The 18,402-nt window shown below is 63.1% G+C and carries 18 protein-coding genes; 15 read left to right on the top strand and 3 right to left on the bottom strand.

The features are described 5' to 3' along the window. Positions 1-85 precede the first annotated feature (85 nt). On the top strand, positions 86-676 hold the full coding sequence (locus tag VB618_RS17870; protein WP_329798099.1) for a GNAT family N-acetyltransferase: 591 nt from the start codon (positions 86-88) through the stop codon (positions 674-676). Between the two features lie 10 nt (positions 677-686). Here VB618_RS17870 and VB618_RS17865 read toward each other — a convergent pair whose 3' ends face one another. Then, positions 687-1,154: a 5' nucleotidase, NT5C type gene (locus VB618_RS17865; RefSeq protein WP_329798098.1), complete on the bottom strand. Its 468-nt coding sequence runs from the start codon at positions 1,152-1,154 to the stop codon at positions 687-689. A gap of 147 nt (positions 1,155-1,301) precedes the next feature. Between VB618_RS17865 and VB618_RS17860 the strand changes: the two genes are divergently transcribed. From VB618_RS17860 to VB618_RS17850, 3 genes are all read left to right on the top strand, one after another. Beyond that, positions 1,302-1,577, top strand: coding sequence for a GNAT family N-acetyltransferase (locus tag VB618_RS17860; protein WP_329798097.1), 276 nt, complete (start codon positions 1,302-1,304; stop codon positions 1,575-1,577). 115 nt (positions 1,578-1,692) lie between these two features. Further along, positions 1,693-3,465 (top strand): ATP-dependent zinc metalloprotease FtsH, encoded by a 1,773-nt coding sequence (gene ftsH, locus VB618_RS17855; protein ID WP_329798096.1) that lies wholly within the window; start codon positions 1,693-1,695, stop codon positions 3,463-3,465. Positions 3,466-3,572: 107 nt separating this feature from the next. Further along, on the top strand, positions 3,573-3,698 hold the full coding sequence (locus tag VB618_RS17850) for a hypothetical protein (protein WP_329798095.1): 126 nt from the start codon (positions 3,573-3,575) through the stop codon (positions 3,696-3,698). A gap of 84 nt (positions 3,699-3,782) precedes the next feature. Here the strand turns inward: VB618_RS17850 and VB618_RS17845 are convergent, their stop codons facing one another. Both VB618_RS17845 and VB618_RS17840 read right to left on the bottom strand, forming a co-directional pair. Continuing rightward, positions 3,783-4,637 carry an alpha/beta fold hydrolase gene (locus VB618_RS17845; RefSeq protein ID WP_329798094.1) on the bottom strand — a complete coding sequence of 285 codons (855 nt, stop codon included), beginning with the start codon at positions 4,635-4,637 and terminating at the stop codon, positions 3,783-3,785. Between the two features lie 172 nt (positions 4,638-4,809). Next, the gene (locus VB618_RS17840) at positions 4,810-5,868 is read right to left on the bottom strand and encodes a LacI family DNA-binding transcriptional regulator (protein ID WP_329798093.1); all 1,059 of its coding nucleotides are present in this window, start codon (positions 5,866-5,868) and stop codon (positions 4,810-4,812) included. 260 nt (positions 5,869-6,128) lie between these two features. Between VB618_RS17840 and VB618_RS17835 the strand changes: the two genes are divergently transcribed. The 11 genes from VB618_RS17835 to VB618_RS17785 all read left to right on the top strand — a co-directional run bounded on the left by VB618_RS17835 (position 6,129) and on the right by VB618_RS17785 (position 18,316). After that, the gene (locus VB618_RS17835) at positions 6,129-7,202 is read left to right on the top strand and encodes an ABC transporter ATP-binding protein (RefSeq protein ID WP_329798092.1); all 1,074 of its coding nucleotides are present in this window, start codon (positions 6,129-6,131) and stop codon (positions 7,200-7,202) included. A gap of 66 nt (positions 7,203-7,268) precedes the next feature. Then, positions 7,269-8,528 carry an ABC transporter substrate-binding protein gene (locus VB618_RS17830; RefSeq protein WP_442931849.1) on the top strand — a complete coding sequence of 420 codons (1,260 nt, stop codon included), beginning with the start codon at positions 7,269-7,271 and terminating at the stop codon, positions 8,526-8,528. A 78-nt stretch (positions 8,529-8,606) separates the two neighbouring features. Continuing rightward, positions 8,607-9,545, top strand: a complete 939-nt coding sequence (locus tag VB618_RS17825) for a carbohydrate ABC transporter permease (RefSeq protein ID WP_329798091.1) — start codon at positions 8,607-8,609, stop codon at positions 9,543-9,545. Between the two features lie 5 nt (positions 9,546-9,550). Further along, a complete protein-coding gene (locus VB618_RS17820) occupies positions 9,551-10,402 on the top strand; it encodes a carbohydrate ABC transporter permease (RefSeq protein ID WP_329798090.1) in 852 nt (283 codons plus the stop codon). A 12-nt stretch (positions 10,403-10,414) separates the two neighbouring features. Beyond that, entirely contained in the window at positions 10,415-12,148 is a 1,734-nt protein-coding gene (araD, locus tag VB618_RS17815) for an L-arabinonate dehydratase (protein ID WP_329798089.1), read from the top strand. Between the two features lie 9 nt (positions 12,149-12,157). Next, positions 12,158-12,967 carry an HpcH/HpaI aldolase family protein gene (locus VB618_RS17810; protein WP_329798088.1) on the top strand — a complete coding sequence of 270 codons (810 nt, stop codon included), beginning with the start codon at positions 12,158-12,160 and terminating at the stop codon, positions 12,965-12,967. A gap of 15 nt (positions 12,968-12,982) precedes the next feature. Next, on the top strand, positions 12,983-13,876 hold the full coding sequence (locus tag VB618_RS17805; RefSeq protein ID WP_329798221.1) for an aldose 1-epimerase: 894 nt from the start codon (positions 12,983-12,985) through the stop codon (positions 13,874-13,876). Further along, the gene (locus VB618_RS17800) at positions 13,873-14,754 is read left to right on the top strand and encodes an SMP-30/gluconolactonase/LRE family protein (protein WP_329798087.1); all 882 of its coding nucleotides are present in this window, start codon (positions 13,873-13,875) and stop codon (positions 14,752-14,754) included. The genes VB618_RS17805 and VB618_RS17800 overlap by 4 nt, the downstream gene beginning before the upstream one ends. Positions 14,755-14,766: 12 nt before the next feature. Further along, a complete protein-coding gene (locus VB618_RS17795; protein ID WP_329798086.1) occupies positions 14,767-15,531 on the top strand; it encodes an SDR family NAD(P)-dependent oxidoreductase in 765 nt (254 codons plus the stop codon). Between the two features lie 7 nt (positions 15,532-15,538). Next, on the top strand, positions 15,539-17,542 hold the full coding sequence (locus tag VB618_RS17790; RefSeq protein WP_329798085.1) for an alpha-glucosidase: 2,004 nt from the start codon (positions 15,539-15,541) through the stop codon (positions 17,540-17,542). A 3-nt stretch (positions 17,543-17,545) separates the two neighbouring features. Continuing rightward, positions 17,546-18,316 carry a sulfite exporter TauE/SafE family protein gene (locus tag VB618_RS17785; protein ID WP_329798084.1) on the top strand — a complete coding sequence of 257 codons (771 nt, stop codon included), beginning with the start codon at positions 17,546-17,548 and terminating at the stop codon, positions 18,314-18,316. The last annotated feature ends 86 nt before the right edge of the window (positions 18,317-18,402 follow it).

Raw genomic sequence — 18,402 nt, 5'->3', positions numbered from 1 at the left:
GGTCGTCTCCTGGTGCTGCCTTGGCCGTTGCGGGTTTGCTCTGAATCGGAGACAAAGCTGCAGATCGGATAAAGGCACCTTCACCATGCTGCATATCGAGCCCGTGACTCTCTCGACGGATCGTCTGACCCTAAGGCCCTTGAGCCTCGCCGATGTTCCGGCTCTGGGCGAGGCGGCCGGCGACGGAGAGCTCTGGGCGAAGAAGACCACGACCGTGCCGCGGCCGGAGGGTTTTGAGGCCTATGTGCAGAAGGCCCTGGAGCTGCAGGAGGCCGACCTTGCGCTACCTTTCACGACCGTCGTGAACGAGGGCAATCGGGTTATCGGCTCGACGCGCTACATGAACATCGATGCCGCCAATCACCGGGTCGAGATCGGCACCACCTGGATCGCGAAATCTTGGCAGCGGACCTTCGTCAACACCCACGCGAAATTCCTCATGCTGCGGCACGCCTTCGAGGTGCTGGGCTGCAACGCGGTGGAACTGCGGACCCATCGCCTCAACGACCAATCGCGCGCTGCCATCGAGCGCCTCGGCGCCAAGCTCGACGGAATCCTACGCCAGCACATGATCATGCCCGACGGGCATATCCGCGATACGGCGGTCTACAGCATTGTCCGGGACGAATGGCCTGCGGTACAGGCCGGGCTTGAACGGAAGATGGCTTTGGAGTGAGAAACGCGGCTCAGATGAAGCCGTGCTCCCGTAAATTTCGGATTGAGGCTGCTGCACTCGTGTGGTGGATGAAGATGCCGCCAGCGCCCTCCCAGAGATGGCGGTACTTGTCGTGGTCGTCGACCAGCGCATCGCCGGGGCGGCAATGCTGGCGCTTCAGGGCGGCTGTCGTCGTGATCACTTCCGTGCCCGGAAAGTGCCGCTCGGCCCAGCGTCGCTTCTGCGGCTCAGCCCAGTCGCCCCGGGGCAGGCCGGTCAGGATCACGGGATCGAGGTGCCTCACGGCCTCGAACAGCTCCATGGCGTCGGGCAGGGGCTCCAGGCTGTTGAAGAAATCCCCGGCGGAGGCGAGTTCCGACCAGAAGCGCTTCAGGCCGAACCGCTTCTCGTACGCGGCCGGTGTCATCCCGAAGATCCGGGCGGCGCCCTTGTCGAAATCCGCCAGGACACCGTCGCAATCCAGGAACACGGTCTGCATGCTGGCTGGTCCTCCTATCCGCTAGGCCGAAACAGATCACGCTTGGGATTGTTCCTGCCCGCAGGCAGCTCAAGCTTGGCCGCTTGCGGAACGCTGCCTGGCGGATCACGTTGGACTTTTGACAGTGTTCATCAGGTGAGTTGAGCCATGAGAAGCGACGTTCGGGACAATGAGGACGGTCATCGGTTCGAGCTGGAGCGGAATGGGCAGATCGCGTTCGCGACCTATGAGCGGCGCGGGTCCAACCTCGTAATCCGGCATGTGGAAGCCGCCATTCCCCTGCGCGGAACAGGGGCTGCCGGAGACCTCATGCGGGGAGTGGCGGAAATCGCCCGCTCCGAGGGGCGGAGGATCACACCGCTTTGTGGTTATGCCTTCGCCTGGATTCGGCGCCACAAGGAATATGGCGATCTGCTGAACTGAGCGGCTCCCCCTCCATCCGGTGGGTGTGCCCATTCGCCGTACTGCGAACTGCGTCAAAATAAACTAAACAGCGGCTCCTCCAAAAAATTCAAACTGCGCTATGGGGGCGCCGCCGGTGACCAACGTTCTCGAAAAAGCCAGACAGCTGCTGTCCAAAAAAGGCGTGGCTGTTTCAGCCGCCATCCTTGCCCTGGTGATTGCGGTCGCCGTATTCCTCGCCCCGCGCTATCTGGCGCAGCCGGTCGCCGAGATCACGTTTTCCGAGTTCACACGTGAACTGACCCAGAAGAAGGTCCAGAAGGTTCTTATCGGAAGCGGCGGCCTCTCCGTCTCCTTGGCAGACAGGGATGTCTTCGTCCGCATGCCGAACGGTCTCGTCAGCGCCGACTATATCGAGCGGATTACCGCCTCTGGCGCTGAGGTCGATTTCAAGAAGCCCGGCTTCGATCCGGCCCAAATGGCGAGCATCCTCGTGCCTATCGTGCTGGTTTTGGCTGTGCTGGCCATGCTGGCCATTCAGACCGACTTCAAGCCGACCTCCCGCTGGCCCAAGGTGGTCCGCAGTATCCCGAACCGCTTCGACGACGTGGCAGGCCAGGATGAAGCCAAGGCCGAACTGCAGGAGGTGATCGCCTTCCTGAAGGACGCAGACGCCTTCACTAAGGTCGGAGCCCGCATTCCCCGCGGCCTGCTGATGGTAGGCCCTCCGGGAACCGGCAAGACCCTGATCGCCAAGGCTCTAGCCGGGGAGGCGGGGGTCTCCTTCATGGCTGTGTCGGGCAGCGACTTCTCGGCGCCCCTCATCGGCATCGCCAAGGGTCGCGTGTCCAAGCTCTTTGAGCAGGCCCGCAAGAAGGCACCCTGCCTGATCTTCATCGACGAGATCGATGCCATCGGCCGCAAGCGCGGGGGCGGGGGATCGGCGGCAGACCGCGAGTTCGAGTCCACCTTGAACCAACTCCTCGTGGAGATGGACGGCTTCAACACCACGGCTGGCGTGATCGTCATCGGCGCCACCAACCGCGTTGACGTGCTCGATGCGGCCCTCCTGCGCCCCGGGCGCTTCGACCGCCAGGTTCATATCGGGCTGCCCGACATTACCGGTCGCGAGGCGATCCTCAACGTTCATGCCCGCAACATCAAGCTGGCTGATGGAGTGAGCCTTGCCTCCATCGCAAAGGGCACGCCCGGCTTCTCGGGCGCCGACCTCGGCAATCTCCTCAACGAGGCCGCGATCTTTGCCGCTCGTGAAGGGGCCGAGGCGGTGATCCGCGAGCACCTAGAGGCCGCCCGCAACAAGATCATCATGGGCCTTGAGCGCCGCTCCCTCGTCATCTCGGATGAAGAGCGCAAGCTTGTGGCGGTGCATGAGGCGGGGCACGCGCTCTGCGCCACCCTGCTCCCGGCCTCCGATCAGGTGCACAGCGCCACCATTATTCCCCATGGCCAAGCGCTCGGCCTCGTCATGCGGCTGCCGGAGCATGACCGATTCTGCATCCCGGTGGAGAAGCTCGAGGCGGATCTCATCGTCGCCATGGGCGGTCGCGCGGCCGAGGAGGTCGTGTTCGGACCGAAGAAGGTCACGACAGGTGCCGCCAGCGACATCGCGCATGCCACCAACATCGTGACTCGTATGGTGACCGAGTGGGGCATGAGCCCGGCCATCGGCATGGTGCGCGTCACCCGCGCGGGCGACAACCTTCCGCGTGAGGTCGAGCAGGAAATCCGGCGCATCATCGACGAGATGTACGAGGCCGCGAAGGCCTGCATCGAGGACAACCGCGATGCCCTCGATGCCCTGACGGAGGCGTTGCTGGAGCACGAGACAATCGAGGGCGACGAGGTCCGCAGGATCGTTCACATGCAGCAGGCGAGACTGGCGGCCTGAACAGGCCCCCTCTCACGGCAGCACGGTTGCTTTACAACGCTTGGGAGCCTCTAAGCTGGCAGAGAGGCGCGTGTTCTCATATGGTGCGTCACATCAAGGGGCTTCACATGAAACAACTCGTCCGCGCCGCTTTCGCCATCAGCATCGGACTTCTGGTCACGGCCTGCGATAAGTGTGGCAACTGGAACATCAACACCCCACAGCTATGCCACGAGACCAAGCCGCAAGGTTGAGGTTCAATCGCGTCGCGCAAGCGTTAAAGCACACACGCGGTGCCTCGTGCGGCAGGGTATAATCTGATATCAGGCCAGGTGCAGCTACCTGGCCCGCAGTTCTCCATCGCCCCAGTTTTCGCGGGTGACGGACAGCCCGAGTTGCGCCTCGAGCAGCGATACATAGAGATCCGGTCGAGCCACGTAGGGAAAGTGCCCGCCCCATTCGAAACGGTAGGCGACTGACGGCTTCAAGCGCGCTCTTACAGCGTCCCGCATCGGCGGCGGAATGAGAGGGTCGTCGGCGCTCTCGATCGTTGCAATCCTGTCCCGCGGCAGACTGAGGGGTGGCAGCTCCGGCCCCTGTTTGAGCGCGTTCAGCCGTGCGCGCAGTTCCTGCTCGGGGATCCGCCCACCGACTTCGGCCATCAGAAGATCGACTAGATCCTCCTGCTCCGGATGAGAGTCCCGCCAGGTGCCGAGACCCTGGCCGAAACCGGCGCGGAGTTCCTCGATCGGTGCATTCTCGATATCGGAGGAGTAGGGCGGTCGGGCCGCGATTCCTGCAACCGAGTGCAACGTGTTGGCCGCGATGAGTCTCTCAACAATATGCGGATACGCTGCGGAGAAGTATTGTGCCAGGTATCCTCCGAGGGAGGAGCCGAGCACTGTAACACGGTCAAGGCCAATCCTGCCGCAAAGCTCCACGAGATCGCTTGCCCACTCTGCTACGCCGCCGCTCTTAGGGTAGGTAACGGAAACGATGCGGGCACGGTCTTTCAGGGCCTCTATCTGCTGCCAGAAGATGTCGCCGCGGCCCAACGTGCCCGGAATGAGCAGCAGTGCTGGGCCCGCATCGCCTGTCTGGACATATCCCCATTCCCGGCTGCCGATGAGGGTCCGCTGCTCGGGGTGGCGATCTGTGAAGCGGTCACGGTTTGCGATCAGGCGATTGGCCATGCGAACGGCTCCTTCAAACTTAGGCCGGACTACAGGTCTCGTCGGAGCGGGGAGCCTCCACGAAGCTGCGTCTCTGCGCCCAGGCTGCCGCAGATGGCACTTGAACACCAGAGGTAGGGGGCTGCTACGTGATGTAAAATGTCTTTGAGAAGCGTACGACCTGTGGGTCTGCTTAAGTGCTCCGCCGCTCGATAAGAACATGCCCCGTATCGATGATGCGCGAGGCGCCTTCAGGGTGTTCGCTATGGATGCCTCCGAGAATCAAGCGCGCGACTTCCTTTCCGATCAGGTCGCCAGAAGGGCGGATCGTCGTGAGAGAGGGGATGCACGAAGCACTGAAATCGAGGTCCCCGAAACCAATCACGGCAATCCTGTCCGGTACGGCAATCTCCCGGCGCTGGCACTCGAAGAGCGCGCCCAGGGCGATAAGATCGTTCGAGCATGCGATGCCATCGAGGTCCGGAACCTGCTGGAGGGCACGGCTCAACAGGAGCGATCCGGCCTCGACCGTGGCTGCCCCTGGATGATTGATGACCTCGCAGGTTGCGGTTTCCGCCGCGTGCTTGGCCTCGTCGGCAAAGCCGCTCGCGCGCTTGGCGGCGCGATGATCCTCCTGCATGCGGGCGCCGAGGAACGCGATGGAGCGGCGTCCCTTTGACAGGAGGTGCCGGGCTGCGGACGCGCCCACCTGCGGGTGTGAAAAACCGACTGCCATGTCGATCGGCTTTGCGCCGATCTCCCACATCTCGACGACAGGCACCCCGCTCGCCCGCAGAAGCTTGCAGGTTTCAGCGCTGTGAGACAGGCCTGTCAGCACGACGGCTGCGGGAGCCCAGGAGAGGGCGGTTCGAACCAGAGCTTCCTCCTGATCCTCCCCATACTCGCTATGACCGAGGATCACCTGCAGGCCTTCGGCGGCCAACTCAGATTGCAGGGTCGACACCGTCTCGGCGAAGAACGCGTTGCGGATCGACGGTACGATGATGCTGACCACCTTCGAGGATGCGGCCGCGAGTCCGCCTGCCACCAGATTAGGAACATAGCCCAAGGTCGAGACGGCACGGGCGATTTCCTGGCCAGCCGCAGGGGAAACGGCGGCGGGCTTGCGAAGGTAGAGCGAGACCGTGGAAGGGGAGACCTGGGCGAGCTTGGCCACATCCATCATCGTCACGCGCTGCATCTTGCGCCGCTTCCGGGGCACGCGGTTCTGCGAGCTGTTGCCAGCATCCATCAGCCTTGCCTTTCGTAGCGCTACGAGAGAATACTTTCCGACAGTATAGTGCTGATATGGCATTTCTCCAACAGATTATGCCAGATTACCCGCTAAAGCCTTAATCCACGGGCGCTAAGGGACTTCCCTGAAAGCTGCTTGCGCAAAACTTATCGTAGCGCTATTATGCGCCTACTGAGCCAAGAACCTGGGATTCGTCGCAGGGGCATATGTGCAAGTGCGCCGGGATCGAGTGCGCCGCAAATCAACAGGGAGGGAGCATGTCGTCTGTCAGCTTCCGCAAGCTTGAGAAGACTTACGGTGCCCTGCGAATCGTAAAGGGCATCGACCTGGAAATTGCCGACCGCGAGTTCGTGGTGCTGGTGGGCCCGTCTGGCTGCGGCAAGTCAACGACCCTGCGCATGCTTGCAGGCCTTGAGAGCATCAGCGGCGGCGAGATCCGCATCGGCGAGAGGGTGGTGAACAAGCTGCCGCCCCGCGAGCGAGACATCGCCATGGTTTTCCAGGATTACGCGCTCTACCCGCACAAGACCGTCTATGAGAACATGGCCTTCAGCCTGAAGGTGCGGGGGATTCCATCCGCCGAGATCAAGCCGCGCATCACCCAGGCGGCCGAGATGCTCGGAATCACCCAGCTTCTCGAACGGAAGCCGAGCCAGCTCTCCGGCGGGCAGCGCCAGCGCGTCGCCATGGGGCGCGCCATCGTGCGTCGTCCCCAAGTGTTCCTGTTCGACGAGCCGCTCTCGAACCTCGATGCCAAGCTGCGCGGCCAGGTCCGCACGGAAATCAAGCGTCTCCATCAGGCCATCGGCACCACCATCATCTATGTGACTCACGATCAAGTCGAGGCGATGACGCTCGCCGACCGTATCGTGATCCTGAAGAATGGGGAGATCGAGCAGGTCGGCACCCCGGACGAGGTTTACAACTCCCCAGCCAGCGTCTTCGTCGGCGGCTTTATCGGCTCACCGGCCATGAATTTCGCCAAGGGCACGATCCGCGGCGGACAGCTGACGTTCGACGGCGGAGCCAGCCTTCCGCTACAGAGCCACACGGTCGTGAAAGCCTCTGGCCTCGAGGGACGTGAAGTGGTCGTCGGCATCCGTCCGGAGCATTTCGTGCCGGCCGGCGAGGGCCATGCCCTGTCAGGCCGGGTGCAGGTCGTCGAGCCGCTGGGCTCCGATACCCTCATCCATTTCGCCCTCGGCTCGTCCAATCTGACCGCGCGCGTCGCGCCGGAGATGCGCCCGAGCCCCGGCGAGAACCTCTCCATCGGTGTCGATCCTTCGCGGATCCACCTGTTCGATGCGGCAACGGAACGGGCCATCGCCTAAAAAGGTGCGGTTCAACAAAGGGTGCCGGCATGAAACCGGCATCGTCAAACTTCCACGGAGGAAACGATGACTCTCAAGACAACCATGACACTACTTCTGGCGGGCGCGGCTGTAACTCTGTCGGCATCCGTCGCGACAGCGCAGACCAACCTGCGGGTTTTTGTCTCGAGCCAGCACCGCCCTGACGTATGGCGCAAGGCCTTCGACATGTACGAGGCCAAGAACTCGAACGTGAAGGTGACGATCGAGACCGGTGGCAACACCTCCGAGCAGCAGGCCCAGTACCTCAACACTGTCATGACGGCGAAGGACTCGTCGCTCGACATCATGATCCTCGACGTGATCCGCCCGGCACAATATGCAGCAGCCGGCTGGACCGTGCCCTTCAACGAAGTCCTCGGCAGCGATGCCGCCAACTACATGAAGCGCTATCTCCCGGCTTATGCCGAGGCCAACACGGTCGATGGCAAGGTCGTGGCTCTGCCGGCCTTTGCCGATGCCATGTTCCTCTACTACCGCAAGGATCTTCTCGAGAAGCACGGCATTCAGCCGCCGCAGACCTGGGACGAGCTTGCGGCTGCGGCCAAGAAGGTGACGGACGCCGAGAAGGATCCGAACCTCCAGGGTCTGTCCTTCCAGGGCAAGGCCATCGAAGGCGCAGTCTGCACCTTCCTCCTGCCGTACTGGAGCATGGGCAAGCAACTCGTCTCCGACGGCAAGCTCTCCTTCGACAAGGACGCGGCCGTGAAGTCGCTGAAGCTGTGGAAGGACTTTGTCGATCAGGGCGTCGCCAAGAAGAACATCGCCGAAGTGGCGACCGACGACACCCGCAAGGAGTTCCAGTCCGGCAACGTGCTCTTCGCCGTCAACTGGTCCTATGCATGGGGTCAGTTCCAGGGCGCCGAGTCCGCCGTGAAGGACAAGGTCGGCGTTGTGAAGCTGCCGGCCGTGCAGGGCGGTCAGCCGGCCTCCTGCCTGGGTGGCTGGGAATGGGGCGTGTCAGCCTATTCCAGCAACAAGACCGAGGCGCAGAAACTCGTCCAGTACCTGTCGAGCCCCGAGACTTCGGAGTTCATGGCGATCAATGCTTCCCTGCTGCCGCAATTTCCGGAAGTCTATACGGATGCGGACGTGACCAAGGCCGTGCCGTGGTTCGCTAATGCCAAGCCCGTCGTCGAGACCGCTAAGGCTCGTCCCGTGACGCCGCGCTACAACGAGGTCAGCGAGATCATCCGCACCACCGTCAACGGTGTTCTGGCCGGCCAGTCGACACCTGAGGAAGGCGCAACGCAGATGGAAGGTCGCCTGCGTCGCGTGCTGCGCTAAGACAAGCCGCAATAATCATTTGACGGGCGCCTACGGGCGTCCGTCACCCCAACGTCGCAACCGGGCGGGATGATCACGATGGCAACGGCCAGCGAAACGACCCTAGTGACCACGCACAACGAGAGCGGCACCAAATGGTGGACGCGGTTTCTCGATCCGAGCGAGCGCACTCTGGCCGTGCTGCTGCTGATGCCGGCAGCGCTTCTGCTGACGCTGATCATCGTCTATCCGGTCTGCCGCCTGATCTGGACAAGTTTCCAGAGCCTGTCTCTCACCTCCGGCTTGCCGGCAACCTTCGCCGGACTTGAGAACTACACGCTTATGCTGGAGGATCCGGTGTTCTGGGAGACGACCTGGAACACGGTACTGATTACGCTCATCACCGTTCCGGGCGCGCTATTCGTCGGCCTCGCTCTCGCCCTGATGGCGAACCTTCCGTTCAACGTGAAGTGGCCCGTTCGCCTGTCGCTCCTGATCCCCTGGGCTCTGCCGCTCTCCTTCGCCGGTCTCATCTTCGCGTGGTTCTTTCATTCCGAGTACGGCGTTGTGAACGACGTGCTTCGGCGCATCGGCATCGAGGGCGTGATCTGGTTCAACTCCGCCAATTGGGCCTTTGCCGCGATCTGCCTCACGATCGTCTGGAAGACCTCGTCCTTCATGGCGCTCATCATCCTCGCCGGCCTCCAGACAATCCCGCGCTCTCTCTACGAGGCGGCTGACGTGGATGGGGCAGGGCGCCTGAGGCAGTTCTTCGAGATCACGCTGCCGCTGCTCAAGCCCGCCATCGTCGTGGCTCTGATCTTCCGCACCATCACGGCGCTGCAGACCTTCGACATCCCGTTCACCATGACGCGTGGCGGTCCGGGCACCTCCACGGCGACGCTCGCCATGTACATCCACCAGAACACGGTCGACTTCCTCGATCTCGGCTATGGCTCGGCGCTCGCGGTCGTCATGTTCGCCCTCTCCATGGGCGTGACGGCGGTCTACCTTCGCATGATCCGGGCCAAGGGGTGACAGCCATGAGCCACGACACCACTGCGAGCCGCTCGCTTTTCTCCGGCAAGCCCCTGCGCATCCTGATCGGCTTCATCCTGGTCGTGAACGGCATGTTCCCGGCGCTCTGGATTCTGTTCACGTCGCTCAAGACGGAATCGGAACTGACGCTAAAGCCGATTACTTGGCTGCCGCATGCGCCGACGATCGCGAATTATCTGCGCGCGTTCACAGACCAGCCCCTGCTGCTGTTCCTGTTCAACAGCTTCATGGTGGCGATCCTGTCCACCGCACTGACGCTCTTCATATCGGTGCTTGCCGCCTATGCGCTGGCCCGGCTTCAGTTGCGGGCCCGGGATCTCATCCTGTCGGCTATCATCGCGGTATCGACGTTCCCACTCGTCACGCTGCTTGTCCCGCTCTTCGAGATCATGCGGGCTCTCGGCCTTCTCAACACCTGGGTAGCTCTGATCCTGCCCTATACGGTGCTGAGCCTGCCGGTCTGCACCCTGATCCTGGTCTCGTTCTTCGAGGGCATTCCGCGTGATCTCGAGAACTCCGCCATGATCGACGGCTGCACTCGCATCGGTGCGCTGTTCAAGGTCGTGGTGCCCCTCTCGGCACCGGGCGTATTCACGGCAGGGATCCTGGCATTCGTGAACGCCTGGGATGAGTTCCTGCTGGCACTTTCGTTCAATTCCAACCCCGCCCTGCGCACGCTCCCGGTCGGCATCACGCTCTATCAGGGTGAGTTCGCTTTCCCCTGGCCGGTGATCTCGGCAGCGCTCGTCGTCGGCATCGTGCCGGTCGCGGTCCTGATTGTGATCTTCCAGGAGCGCGTCGTGTCCGGACTGACTTCCGGCGGCATCAAGGGATAAGGACCGTTTGCAATGACACGCCGATCAATCGGAGAGCTGCGGAGTCAGCGCTGGTTCGCATCCGACGACATGCGCGGTTTCGCGCATCGCCAGCGCACGCAGCAGATGGGCATGCGGCGGGAGGAGTTTCTTGGAAAGCCCGTTGTCGCCATCGTCAACACCTGGAGCGATCTCAGCCCCTGCCACTCGCACCTGCGCGACCGCGCAGAGGCGGTGAAGCGCGGCGTGTGGCAGGCGGGCGGCTATCCGGTGGAGCTGCCGGCTCTATCCGTCGGCGAGGTGATGGTGAAGCCCACCACCATGCTCTACCGCAACTTCCTCGCCATGGAGGTGGAGGAGCTGCTACGCTCGCATCCTATCGACGGCGCCGTGCTCCTGGGCGGTTGCGACAAGTCCACGCCGGGCCTCCTCATGGGAGCGATCAGCATGGACATCCCGGTGATCTACTGCCCGGCCGGACCCATGTCGAACGGGCAATGGCGCGGACATAAGACGGGTGCTGGCACCCACACCAAGAAGTATTGGGACGAGCTTCGCGCCGGCAATATCACTCAGGACGATTGGGTCGATCTCGAAAGCCGGATGACCCGCTCTATCGGCACCTGCAACACCATGGGCACGGCCTCCACCATGACGTCCATCGTGGACGCAATGGGCCTCACGCTTCCCGGCGCGACGTCGATCCCGGCCGCCGACAGCGGTCATCCCCGCATGGCCTCGGCCTGCGGCGAGCGTATCATCGAGATGATCTGGGAGGACTTCAAACCCTCCCGCTTTCTCGACGCGAGGAGCTTCCGCAACGGCCTCATCGCCTACATGGCGCTTGGCGGGTCGACCAATGCCGCCGTTCACCTGATCGCCATGGCGCGCCGGGCCGGCGTCGATCTCACTCTTGACGACATGTCCGACATGGCGGGTCGGGTGCCTGTCTGCGCCAATCTCTTCCCATCGGGCGAGTATCTGATGGAAGATTTCTACTTCGCCGGCGGGCTTCTGGCGCTGCTCAGGAAGCTGGAGCGGCATCTCGACAAGGACGCCGTGACGGTGAACGGCAAAACGCTCGGCGAAAACATCGCCGGAGTCGAGTGCTGGAACGACGAGGTCATCCGCGGAGAGGACAACCCGGTCGTGCCGCTCTCTCGCGGCAAGACGCTGGCGGTACTGCGCGGAAATCTCGCCCCCAACGGCGCCGTCATGAAATCCTCGGCGGCCAACCCGAAATTCCTCAAGCATGTCGGGCCCGCCCTCGTGTTCGACAGCCCGGCCGAGATGAACCGCACCATCGACGATCCCGACCTCGACATCACGGAGGATACGGTCATCGTGCTGCGCAATGCCGGTCCCGTGGGCGCGCCGGGCATGCCGGAATGGGGCAACCTGCCGATCCCGAAGAAGCTCCTTCGCCAAGGTGTGCGCGACATGGTGCGCATCTGTGACGGCCGCATGAGCGGCACCCATTACGGCACCTGCATCCTGCATGTGGCGCCGGAAGCGGCAATCGGCGGACCCCTCGGCCTCCTTAAGACAGGAGACCTTGTGGAACTCGATGTGGAGGCCGGGCGCCTCGACATGCGGGTCGACGAGAAGGAGCTGGAGCGCCGCCGCGCCGAATGGAAGCCGGGAGCCTTGCGCTACGAGCGTTCCTTTGCGGCCCTCTACCAGCGCCACGTCTCCCAGGCCGATGAGGGCTGCGACTTCGACTTCCTGTCCACGCGCGGCCCCGTGGCCGAGCCGTCAATCTTTTAAAGGTTTGCCATGATCAGCATCGAGAACCGCTTCAAAGGCTGGCTGAAAGGGCAGGGCCCCAAGCCGCCGCTCGGCACTTGGCTCATGGCAGCCGCCCCTGCGACTGCCGAGGCGATGGGCTACAGCGGCTTCGACTTCCTCGTCGTCGATATGGAACATGTGCCAATCGAGGTGTCGGATCTGGCGCATATCCTGCGCGCCATCGGCTGCACGCCGGCCGACGCGGTGGTGCGGCTCGCCTGGAACGATCAGGTGCTTGTCAAGCGCGTGCTCGATGCGGGCGCCCAGACGATCATGCTGCCCTTCGTGCAGACGGCCGAAGAGGCCCGCCAGGCGGTCGCGTTCGCCAAGTATCCGCCCGAAGGCGTGCGCGGCGTGGCCGCCGTGCACCGCGGCTCGCGATTCGGCCGCGCCGCGGACTATCTCAAGCGCGCCAACGATCAAATCGCGGTCATCGTCCAGCTCGAGACGCCCGAAGCAATCGAACGGATGCCGGAGATTGCCGCCGTTCCAGGGATCGACGCCCTGTTTGTCGGGCCGGGCGACCTTGCCGCCGCCATGGGCCACATCGGCAACATCGCGCACGCGGAAGTCCAGGCGCTGATCGAAAAGGCCGCCAAGATGGCACGTGAAGCCGGCAAGCCGGTCGGAATCGTCGGTCCCAATCCGGACATGGTGAAGCGCTTCATCGGTTACGGCTACAGCTACGTGGCGGTGGCCTCTGACATTGCCATGATGACGAGCCGCGCCTCCGAGTGGCTTGGTGCTCTCAGGGGCGAGGCTGCACCTGCTCCTGCCGCGCCCGCTGCGGCCTACTAAAGCCTTGAGGAGGTTATCCTGATCGTCACGCTCAGGAACAGCGCTCTGAAGCTCGATCTGGCGCCAACCATCGGAGGCGCCATTGCGGGCTTCTGGCATGATCGGGTGGCGCTCATGCGGGAGACTCCTGAGCAGGCCTTGCGCGACGGATTGGTGCGGCAGACCAGCTGCTATCCGCTCATTCCCTACAGCAACCGGATCGCGCAGGGGCGCTTCTCGTTCGAGGCTGTCGAGCATCGGCTGGCGCTGAACTTCGGCGACCACCCGCATTCCATCCATGGCAATGCCTGGCAGAAGCCCTGGCAGGTCGTGGAAGCGGATGATGCACGCTGCCGTCTTGCGCTCACTCACCGTCCGGATGGAGAGGCGGCGGAGGGGTGGCCCTTCGCCTACCGCGCTGAGCAGCTTTTCGAGCTCTCTCCGGATGGATTGACGCTCACGCTACTGCTTGAGAACGCGGATCATCGCGCCATGCCAGCCGGTTTGGGGCTGCACCCGTTCTTTCCGAAGCGCCCTGGAGTTCGCTTGCAGTTCGCAGCCGAGCGTGTCTATCCCAACGGCGAGGATTCGCTTCCGATGGACCGCATTCCGGTTCCGGACAATTGGAGCTACCGGACCATGCGCGAGTTGGGCGAGCCGCGTCTCGACAACTGCTTCTCAGGCTGGAATGGAACGGCGCGCATCGCCTATGTTCAGGAGAAGATCGCCTTGAGCATCGAGGCCGATCCGCTCTTTGGCCATCTCGTGGTGTATGTTCCTAACGAGCGTGATTTCTTCGCAGTCGAGCCTGTGAGCCACATGAACGACGCCATCAACCGGCCTGACCCGACCGATCACGGACTCAAAATCCTCAAGCCGGGCGAGCGCCTGACAGCACGGGTCTGGTTCGGCGTGGAGGCCTTGTCATGAATCTCGCCGTTGCGTTGGACCTTCGGGCCGAACTCGGAGAGTGTCCTGTCTGGTCCGTCGAGGAGCAGGCGCTCTACTTCGTCGACATCAAGGGCAGGGCGCTCCACCGCTTTGTGCCCGCAACCGGCGCACACCGCACCTTTTCCATGCCCGAGGAAATCGGGTGCATCGGGCTGCGACAAGGCGGCGGCTTCATTGCGGGTTTTCGCTCGGGACTCTGGCTGCTCGACCACGATGGCAACCGCATGCGTAAGCTTGCCGACAATCCGGAAGACCAGCGCACGAGCCGGTTCAACGACGGGCGCGTCGATCCGGCGGGCCGCTTCCTGGCCGGCACCATCGACGAGCCCAAGGATGGCGGCAAGGCGCATCTCTACCGCTACGATTCCCGTGGGCTGGCAACACTTGCTGGCGGTCTTCTGACCTCCAACGGCGTCGCCTTCTCGCCCGACGGCCGCACCCTCTACCACTCCGATACGCCCACCTTCACTGTCTGGCGTTATGCGTATGACCCCGCGACCGGTGAGGCCACGGACAAGACCCTGTTCGTGCGTCTACAGCCCACTGAAACCGATCGAGGCCGTCCCGACGGCGCGGCGGTGGATGCGGAAGGCTGCTATTGGACTGCTCTGTTCGAGGGCGGACGAATTCATCGCTATTCGCCGGACGGGCGCCTGCTGGCCGAATATCCCGTTCCCGCCCGGTGTCCCACCATGGTCTGCTTCGGCGGTGCCGATCTGAAGACCCTGTACGTGACGTCCGCCCGCACCGGCCGTTCCGAGGACGAACTGGCAGCCCTTCCGCATTCCGGCAGTCTGTTCGCCATGCCGGTCGATGTGCCTGGGCTGCCCGAATACGAATTCGATCTTTCCGTTTAAGGCTGCATTGCCATGTCGTTCGATTATACAACCGCCCAATATTGCTCACTCTCGGACCGCTCGGTCGTCATCACGGGCGGCGCTTCCGGGATCGGCGAGGAGATGGTGAGAGCCTTTGTCGCTCAAGGCGCGCGCGTCTCCTTCATCGACGTAGCGAGGGAGCCGGGCGAGGCTCTGGCGACCGCAACGGGGGCCGACTTTTACCCCTGCGATGTTGCCGATATTTCTGCCCTTCGCGAGGCACTGGCCAGAATCGAGAATGATCACAGCGGCGTGGATGTTCTTGTCAACAATGCCGGCAAGGACGATCGGCATGACATGGGCGAGGTGGAGCCCGATTACTGGCGGCGCATGCTGGCGCTCAACCTCGATCATCAGTTCTTCGCCACGCAGGCGGTCTCGAAGGGCATGGCTGCACGCGGCGCCGGCTCGATCATCATGCTGGGCTCCATCTCCTGGATGCGCGGGCGTCCCGGCATGGTGGGCTATACGACTGCCAAGGCGGCGATCAACGGGATGACACGCACGCTTGCCCGAGAGTTGGGACCTGCTGGAATCCGGGTGAACTGCATCGTGCCGGGTGCGATCCTCACCGAGCGGCAGAAGACGCTCTGGCTGACGCCGGAGTTGAACCAGCAGTTCCTCGACCTCCAGGCCCTGAAGTTCCGGCTCGACGCCAGCCATGTGGCGAGAATGGCGCTCTTCCTTGCCTCTGATGAGAGCGGCGGCTGCACGGGGGCGAACTTCATCGTCGATGCCGGCCTGACGCAGAATTGAGATTGCCATGAAAATCCAGACCACTCCTGACGGCTTCCACCTCGTTCTCGACGGCAGGCTTATCCTGCGCCACCGCAGCGATGCTCCATGCCTGTTCGTCGGCCAGGGCGACGCGCGCATGGACATGTACCGCGGCAATTTCGACATCGAGGATTATGTCGTCGAGCGCACGCCGCTGGCGCATGCAGTGGTGTCAGGCTCGGAAATCGCCTTCTCAGCGGCACCGGGCCAGCCGGCCCGCCTGACCCTGCAGGTGTCGGGCGACGAGCGGAATGGCACCATCGCATTCCGCACCGACGATGCCGCCATCAACCGGCTCTGGATCCACGTCGCGGCGGAGGACGACGAGCATGTCTGGGGCGGCGGCGAGCAGATGTCGTATTTCGACATGCGCGGCCGGCGGTTTCCCCTCTGGACCTCCGAGCCCGGCGTGGGCCGCGACAAGACGACGGAAATCACCTTAAAGGCGGATGTCAGCGGCAAGTCGGGAGGTGATTACTGGAACACCAACTATCCGCAGCCGACCTATCTCTCATCGCGGCGCTACGCGCTGCATGTGGAGACGAGCGCCTATTCGGCTTTCGACTTCCGCCGAGGCGACTTTCACGAGATCGAGGTCTGGACGGTGCCTGAACAGATCGAGCTGACCGCTCGTCCAACTTTCATTGATCTCGTCGAGGCCATGGCCGAGCGCTTCGGCCGCCAGCCCCCGCTGCCGGAATGGGTCTATGGCGGGGCGATCATCGGCTTGAAGGACGGTGCCAATTCATTCGAGCGGCTGGAGCGCATCATCGCTGCCGGCACCAAGGTCTCCGGCCTCTGGTGCGAGGATTGGGTGGGCCTGCGCCACACCTCCTTCGGCGCGCGCCTGTTCTGGGACTGGAAGGCGAACGATGACCGCTATCCGGCGCTGCGCCAGCGCATCGCCGACCTGGAGGATCGCGGCATCCGCTTCCTCGGCTATGTGAATCCATATCTGGCGGTCGACGGCTCGCTCTTCCCCGAGGCCGAAGCTGCAGGCTATTTCGCGACAGACGGGAATGGGCAAACGTCTCTCGTTGATTTCGGCGAGTTCGATTGCGGCGTCGTTGACTTCACAAACCCGGAGGCAGCCACATGGTTCGCGGAGCGTGTCATCGGCCAGAACATGATCGATTTCGGGCTCTCCGGATGGATGGCCGATTTCGGCGAGTATCTTCCCATCGACGTGAAGCTCGCCAACGGCATTGATGCCAAAGTCATGCACAATGCTTGGCCGACGCTCTGGGCCGAGGTGAACGCCCGCGCCGTCGAGAGCAGGGGGAAGACAGGCGAGACCCTGTTCTTCATGCGTGCCGGATTCACGGGGGTCCAGCGGCATTGCCCGCTGCTCTGGGCAGGCGATCAGTCGGTCGACTTTACCCGTCACGACGGCCTTGTGACCGTCATCTCGGGCGCGCTCTCATCGGGGCTCCTCGGCAATGCCTACCATCACTCGGATATCGGCGGCTATACCAGCCTCTTCGGCAATGTGCGTACGCCGGAGCTCATCATGCGCTGGGCCGAGATGGGAGCCTTCACGCCGGTCATGCGCACCCACGAGGGCAATCGCCCGCGTGAGAACCTGCAGATCGACCAGGACCCGCAGGTGCTGGACCATTTCGCCCGCATGACACGGGTCTATGTGCATCTGGTGCCATACCTGAAATCCCTCGTGAGGGAGGCCTCCACGCAGGGCCTGCCGGTGCAGCGGCCGCTGTTCCTCCATTTCGAGGACGATGCCCGCACCTATGCCATCCAGGATGCCTATCTCTATGGCGCGGATCTTCTGGTGGCTCCCGTCTCGCAGGCCGGGAAGACCGAGTGGAGCACGTATCTGCCCGCCGGAGCGGAGTGGGTTCATATCTGGACCGCCGAGACATTTGCGGGCGGAAGCGACGTGACCGTTCCTGCGCCTTTCGGCCAGCCGCCGGTGTTCTACCGCGCCGGCTCACGTTTCGCAGAGCTGTTCGCGAGCCTGAGGACAATCTGAGCGATGTCGGTTGTGGAGCTCATCGGCTTTCTCCTGCTGGCGGGCGCCGCAGCCTATGCTCAGACTCTCACGGGTTTTGCCTTCGGCCTCATCACCATGGGCGGTGTCGGGCTGACAGGTCTTCTATCGCTGCCTGATGCGGCCATGATCGTGAGCGTACTCACGCTGGTAAACGCCACGCAGATGCTCCTGAAGGGCTGGCGCGATGTGGCGTGGCGAGAGTTCGGCTTCGTCATGGCGGCCAGCATCCCGATGCTCTTCGTCGGCTATTGGCTGCTGGAATGGCTCGCCGGAACCCGTGCCGATCTCCTGCGCCTGATCCTCGGGCTCGTAATCATCGTCTCAAGCCTGCAATTGGCGCGAAAGCCGAAGCCTCTGGAGAAGCAGTCCGGTGACGGATCGTTTCTTTTCTTCGGCTCCATTGCCGGGCTCATGGGCGGGATGTTCTCAACCGCCGGGCCACCGCTTGTCTATCATTTCTACCGCCAGCCCATGTCCCTCGTGAAGGTCCGGGAAACACTTGTTACCGTCTTCGCGCTCAACGCCGTGTTCCGTATCGGTCTCGTGGTGCTCTCCGGCGACCTGCCATCCGGTTCGAACCTGACAGGCCTTCTTGCCATTCCGGCAGTCATGGGCGCGACCTATGCGGCGCGTCGCTGGCCACCTCCAGTTTCGCCAACCACGATGCGTCGTATCGTGTTTATTCTCCTCTTTCTCTCAGGCGTGTCTCTCGGAGCACCTGCCGTCATTCATCTCTTTGGAGTTCTGTCATGAGTGTTCATCACCAGCCTGCTGCCCGTCGTGTTCTGGATCTGAAGGACGCGTCGCTTCTGGTGGACTGGGCCTATGTGGCGGGCGCG

This window comes from Microvirga sp. CF3062, assembly GCF_036314045.1.
Lineage (GTDB): Bacteria > Pseudomonadota > Alphaproteobacteria > Rhizobiales > Beijerinckiaceae > Microvirga.
Note: the sequence above shows the minus strand (reverse complement) of the source record. Positions and strands in the feature narration are given on the sequence as shown.

Bases quoted from the DNA above. Each gene is read 5' to 3' on its own strand.
- VB618_RS17870 (WP_329798099.1), top strand. From the start codon at position 86: ATGCTGCATATCGAGCCCGTGACTCTCTCGACGGATCGTCTGACCCTA.
- VB618_RS17865 (WP_329798098.1), bottom strand. From the start codon at position 1,154: ATGCAGACCGTGTTCCTGGATTGCGACGGTGTCCTGGCGGATTTCGAC.
- VB618_RS17860 (WP_329798097.1), top strand. From the start codon at position 1,302: ATGAGAAGCGACGTTCGGGACAATGAGGACGGTCATCGGTTCGAGCTG.
- VB618_RS17850 (WP_329798095.1), top strand. From the start codon at position 3,573: ATGAAACAACTCGTCCGCGCCGCTTTCGCCATCAGCATCGGACTTCTG.
- VB618_RS17845 (WP_329798094.1), bottom strand. From the start codon at position 4,637: ATGGCCAATCGCCTGATCGCAAACCGTGACCGCTTCACAGATCGCCAC.
- VB618_RS17840 (WP_329798093.1), bottom strand. From the start codon at position 5,868: ATGGATGCTGGCAACAGCTCGCAGAACCGCGTGCCCCGGAAGCGGCGC.
- VB618_RS17835 (WP_329798092.1), top strand. From the start codon at position 6,129: ATGTCGTCTGTCAGCTTCCGCAAGCTTGAGAAGACTTACGGTGCCCTG.
- VB618_RS17830 (WP_442931849.1), top strand. From the start codon at position 7,269: ATGACTCTCAAGACAACCATGACACTACTTCTGGCGGGCGCGGCTGTA.
- VB618_RS17825 (WP_329798091.1), top strand. From the start codon at position 8,607: ATGGCAACGGCCAGCGAAACGACCCTAGTGACCACGCACAACGAGAGC.
- VB618_RS17820 (WP_329798090.1), top strand. From the start codon at position 9,551: ATGAGCCACGACACCACTGCGAGCCGCTCGCTTTTCTCCGGCAAGCCC.
- araD (WP_329798089.1), top strand. From the start codon at position 10,415: ATGACACGCCGATCAATCGGAGAGCTGCGGAGTCAGCGCTGGTTCGCA.
- VB618_RS17810 (WP_329798088.1), top strand. From the start codon at position 12,158: ATGATCAGCATCGAGAACCGCTTCAAAGGCTGGCTGAAAGGGCAGGGC.
- VB618_RS17800 (WP_329798087.1), top strand. From the start codon at position 13,873: ATGAATCTCGCCGTTGCGTTGGACCTTCGGGCCGAACTCGGAGAGTGT.
- VB618_RS17795 (WP_329798086.1), top strand. From the start codon at position 14,767: ATGTCGTTCGATTATACAACCGCCCAATATTGCTCACTCTCGGACCGC.
- VB618_RS17790 (WP_329798085.1), top strand. From the start codon at position 15,539: ATGAAAATCCAGACCACTCCTGACGGCTTCCACCTCGTTCTCGACGGC.
- VB618_RS17785 (WP_329798084.1), top strand. From the start codon at position 17,546: ATGTCGGTTGTGGAGCTCATCGGCTTTCTCCTGCTGGCGGGCGCCGCA.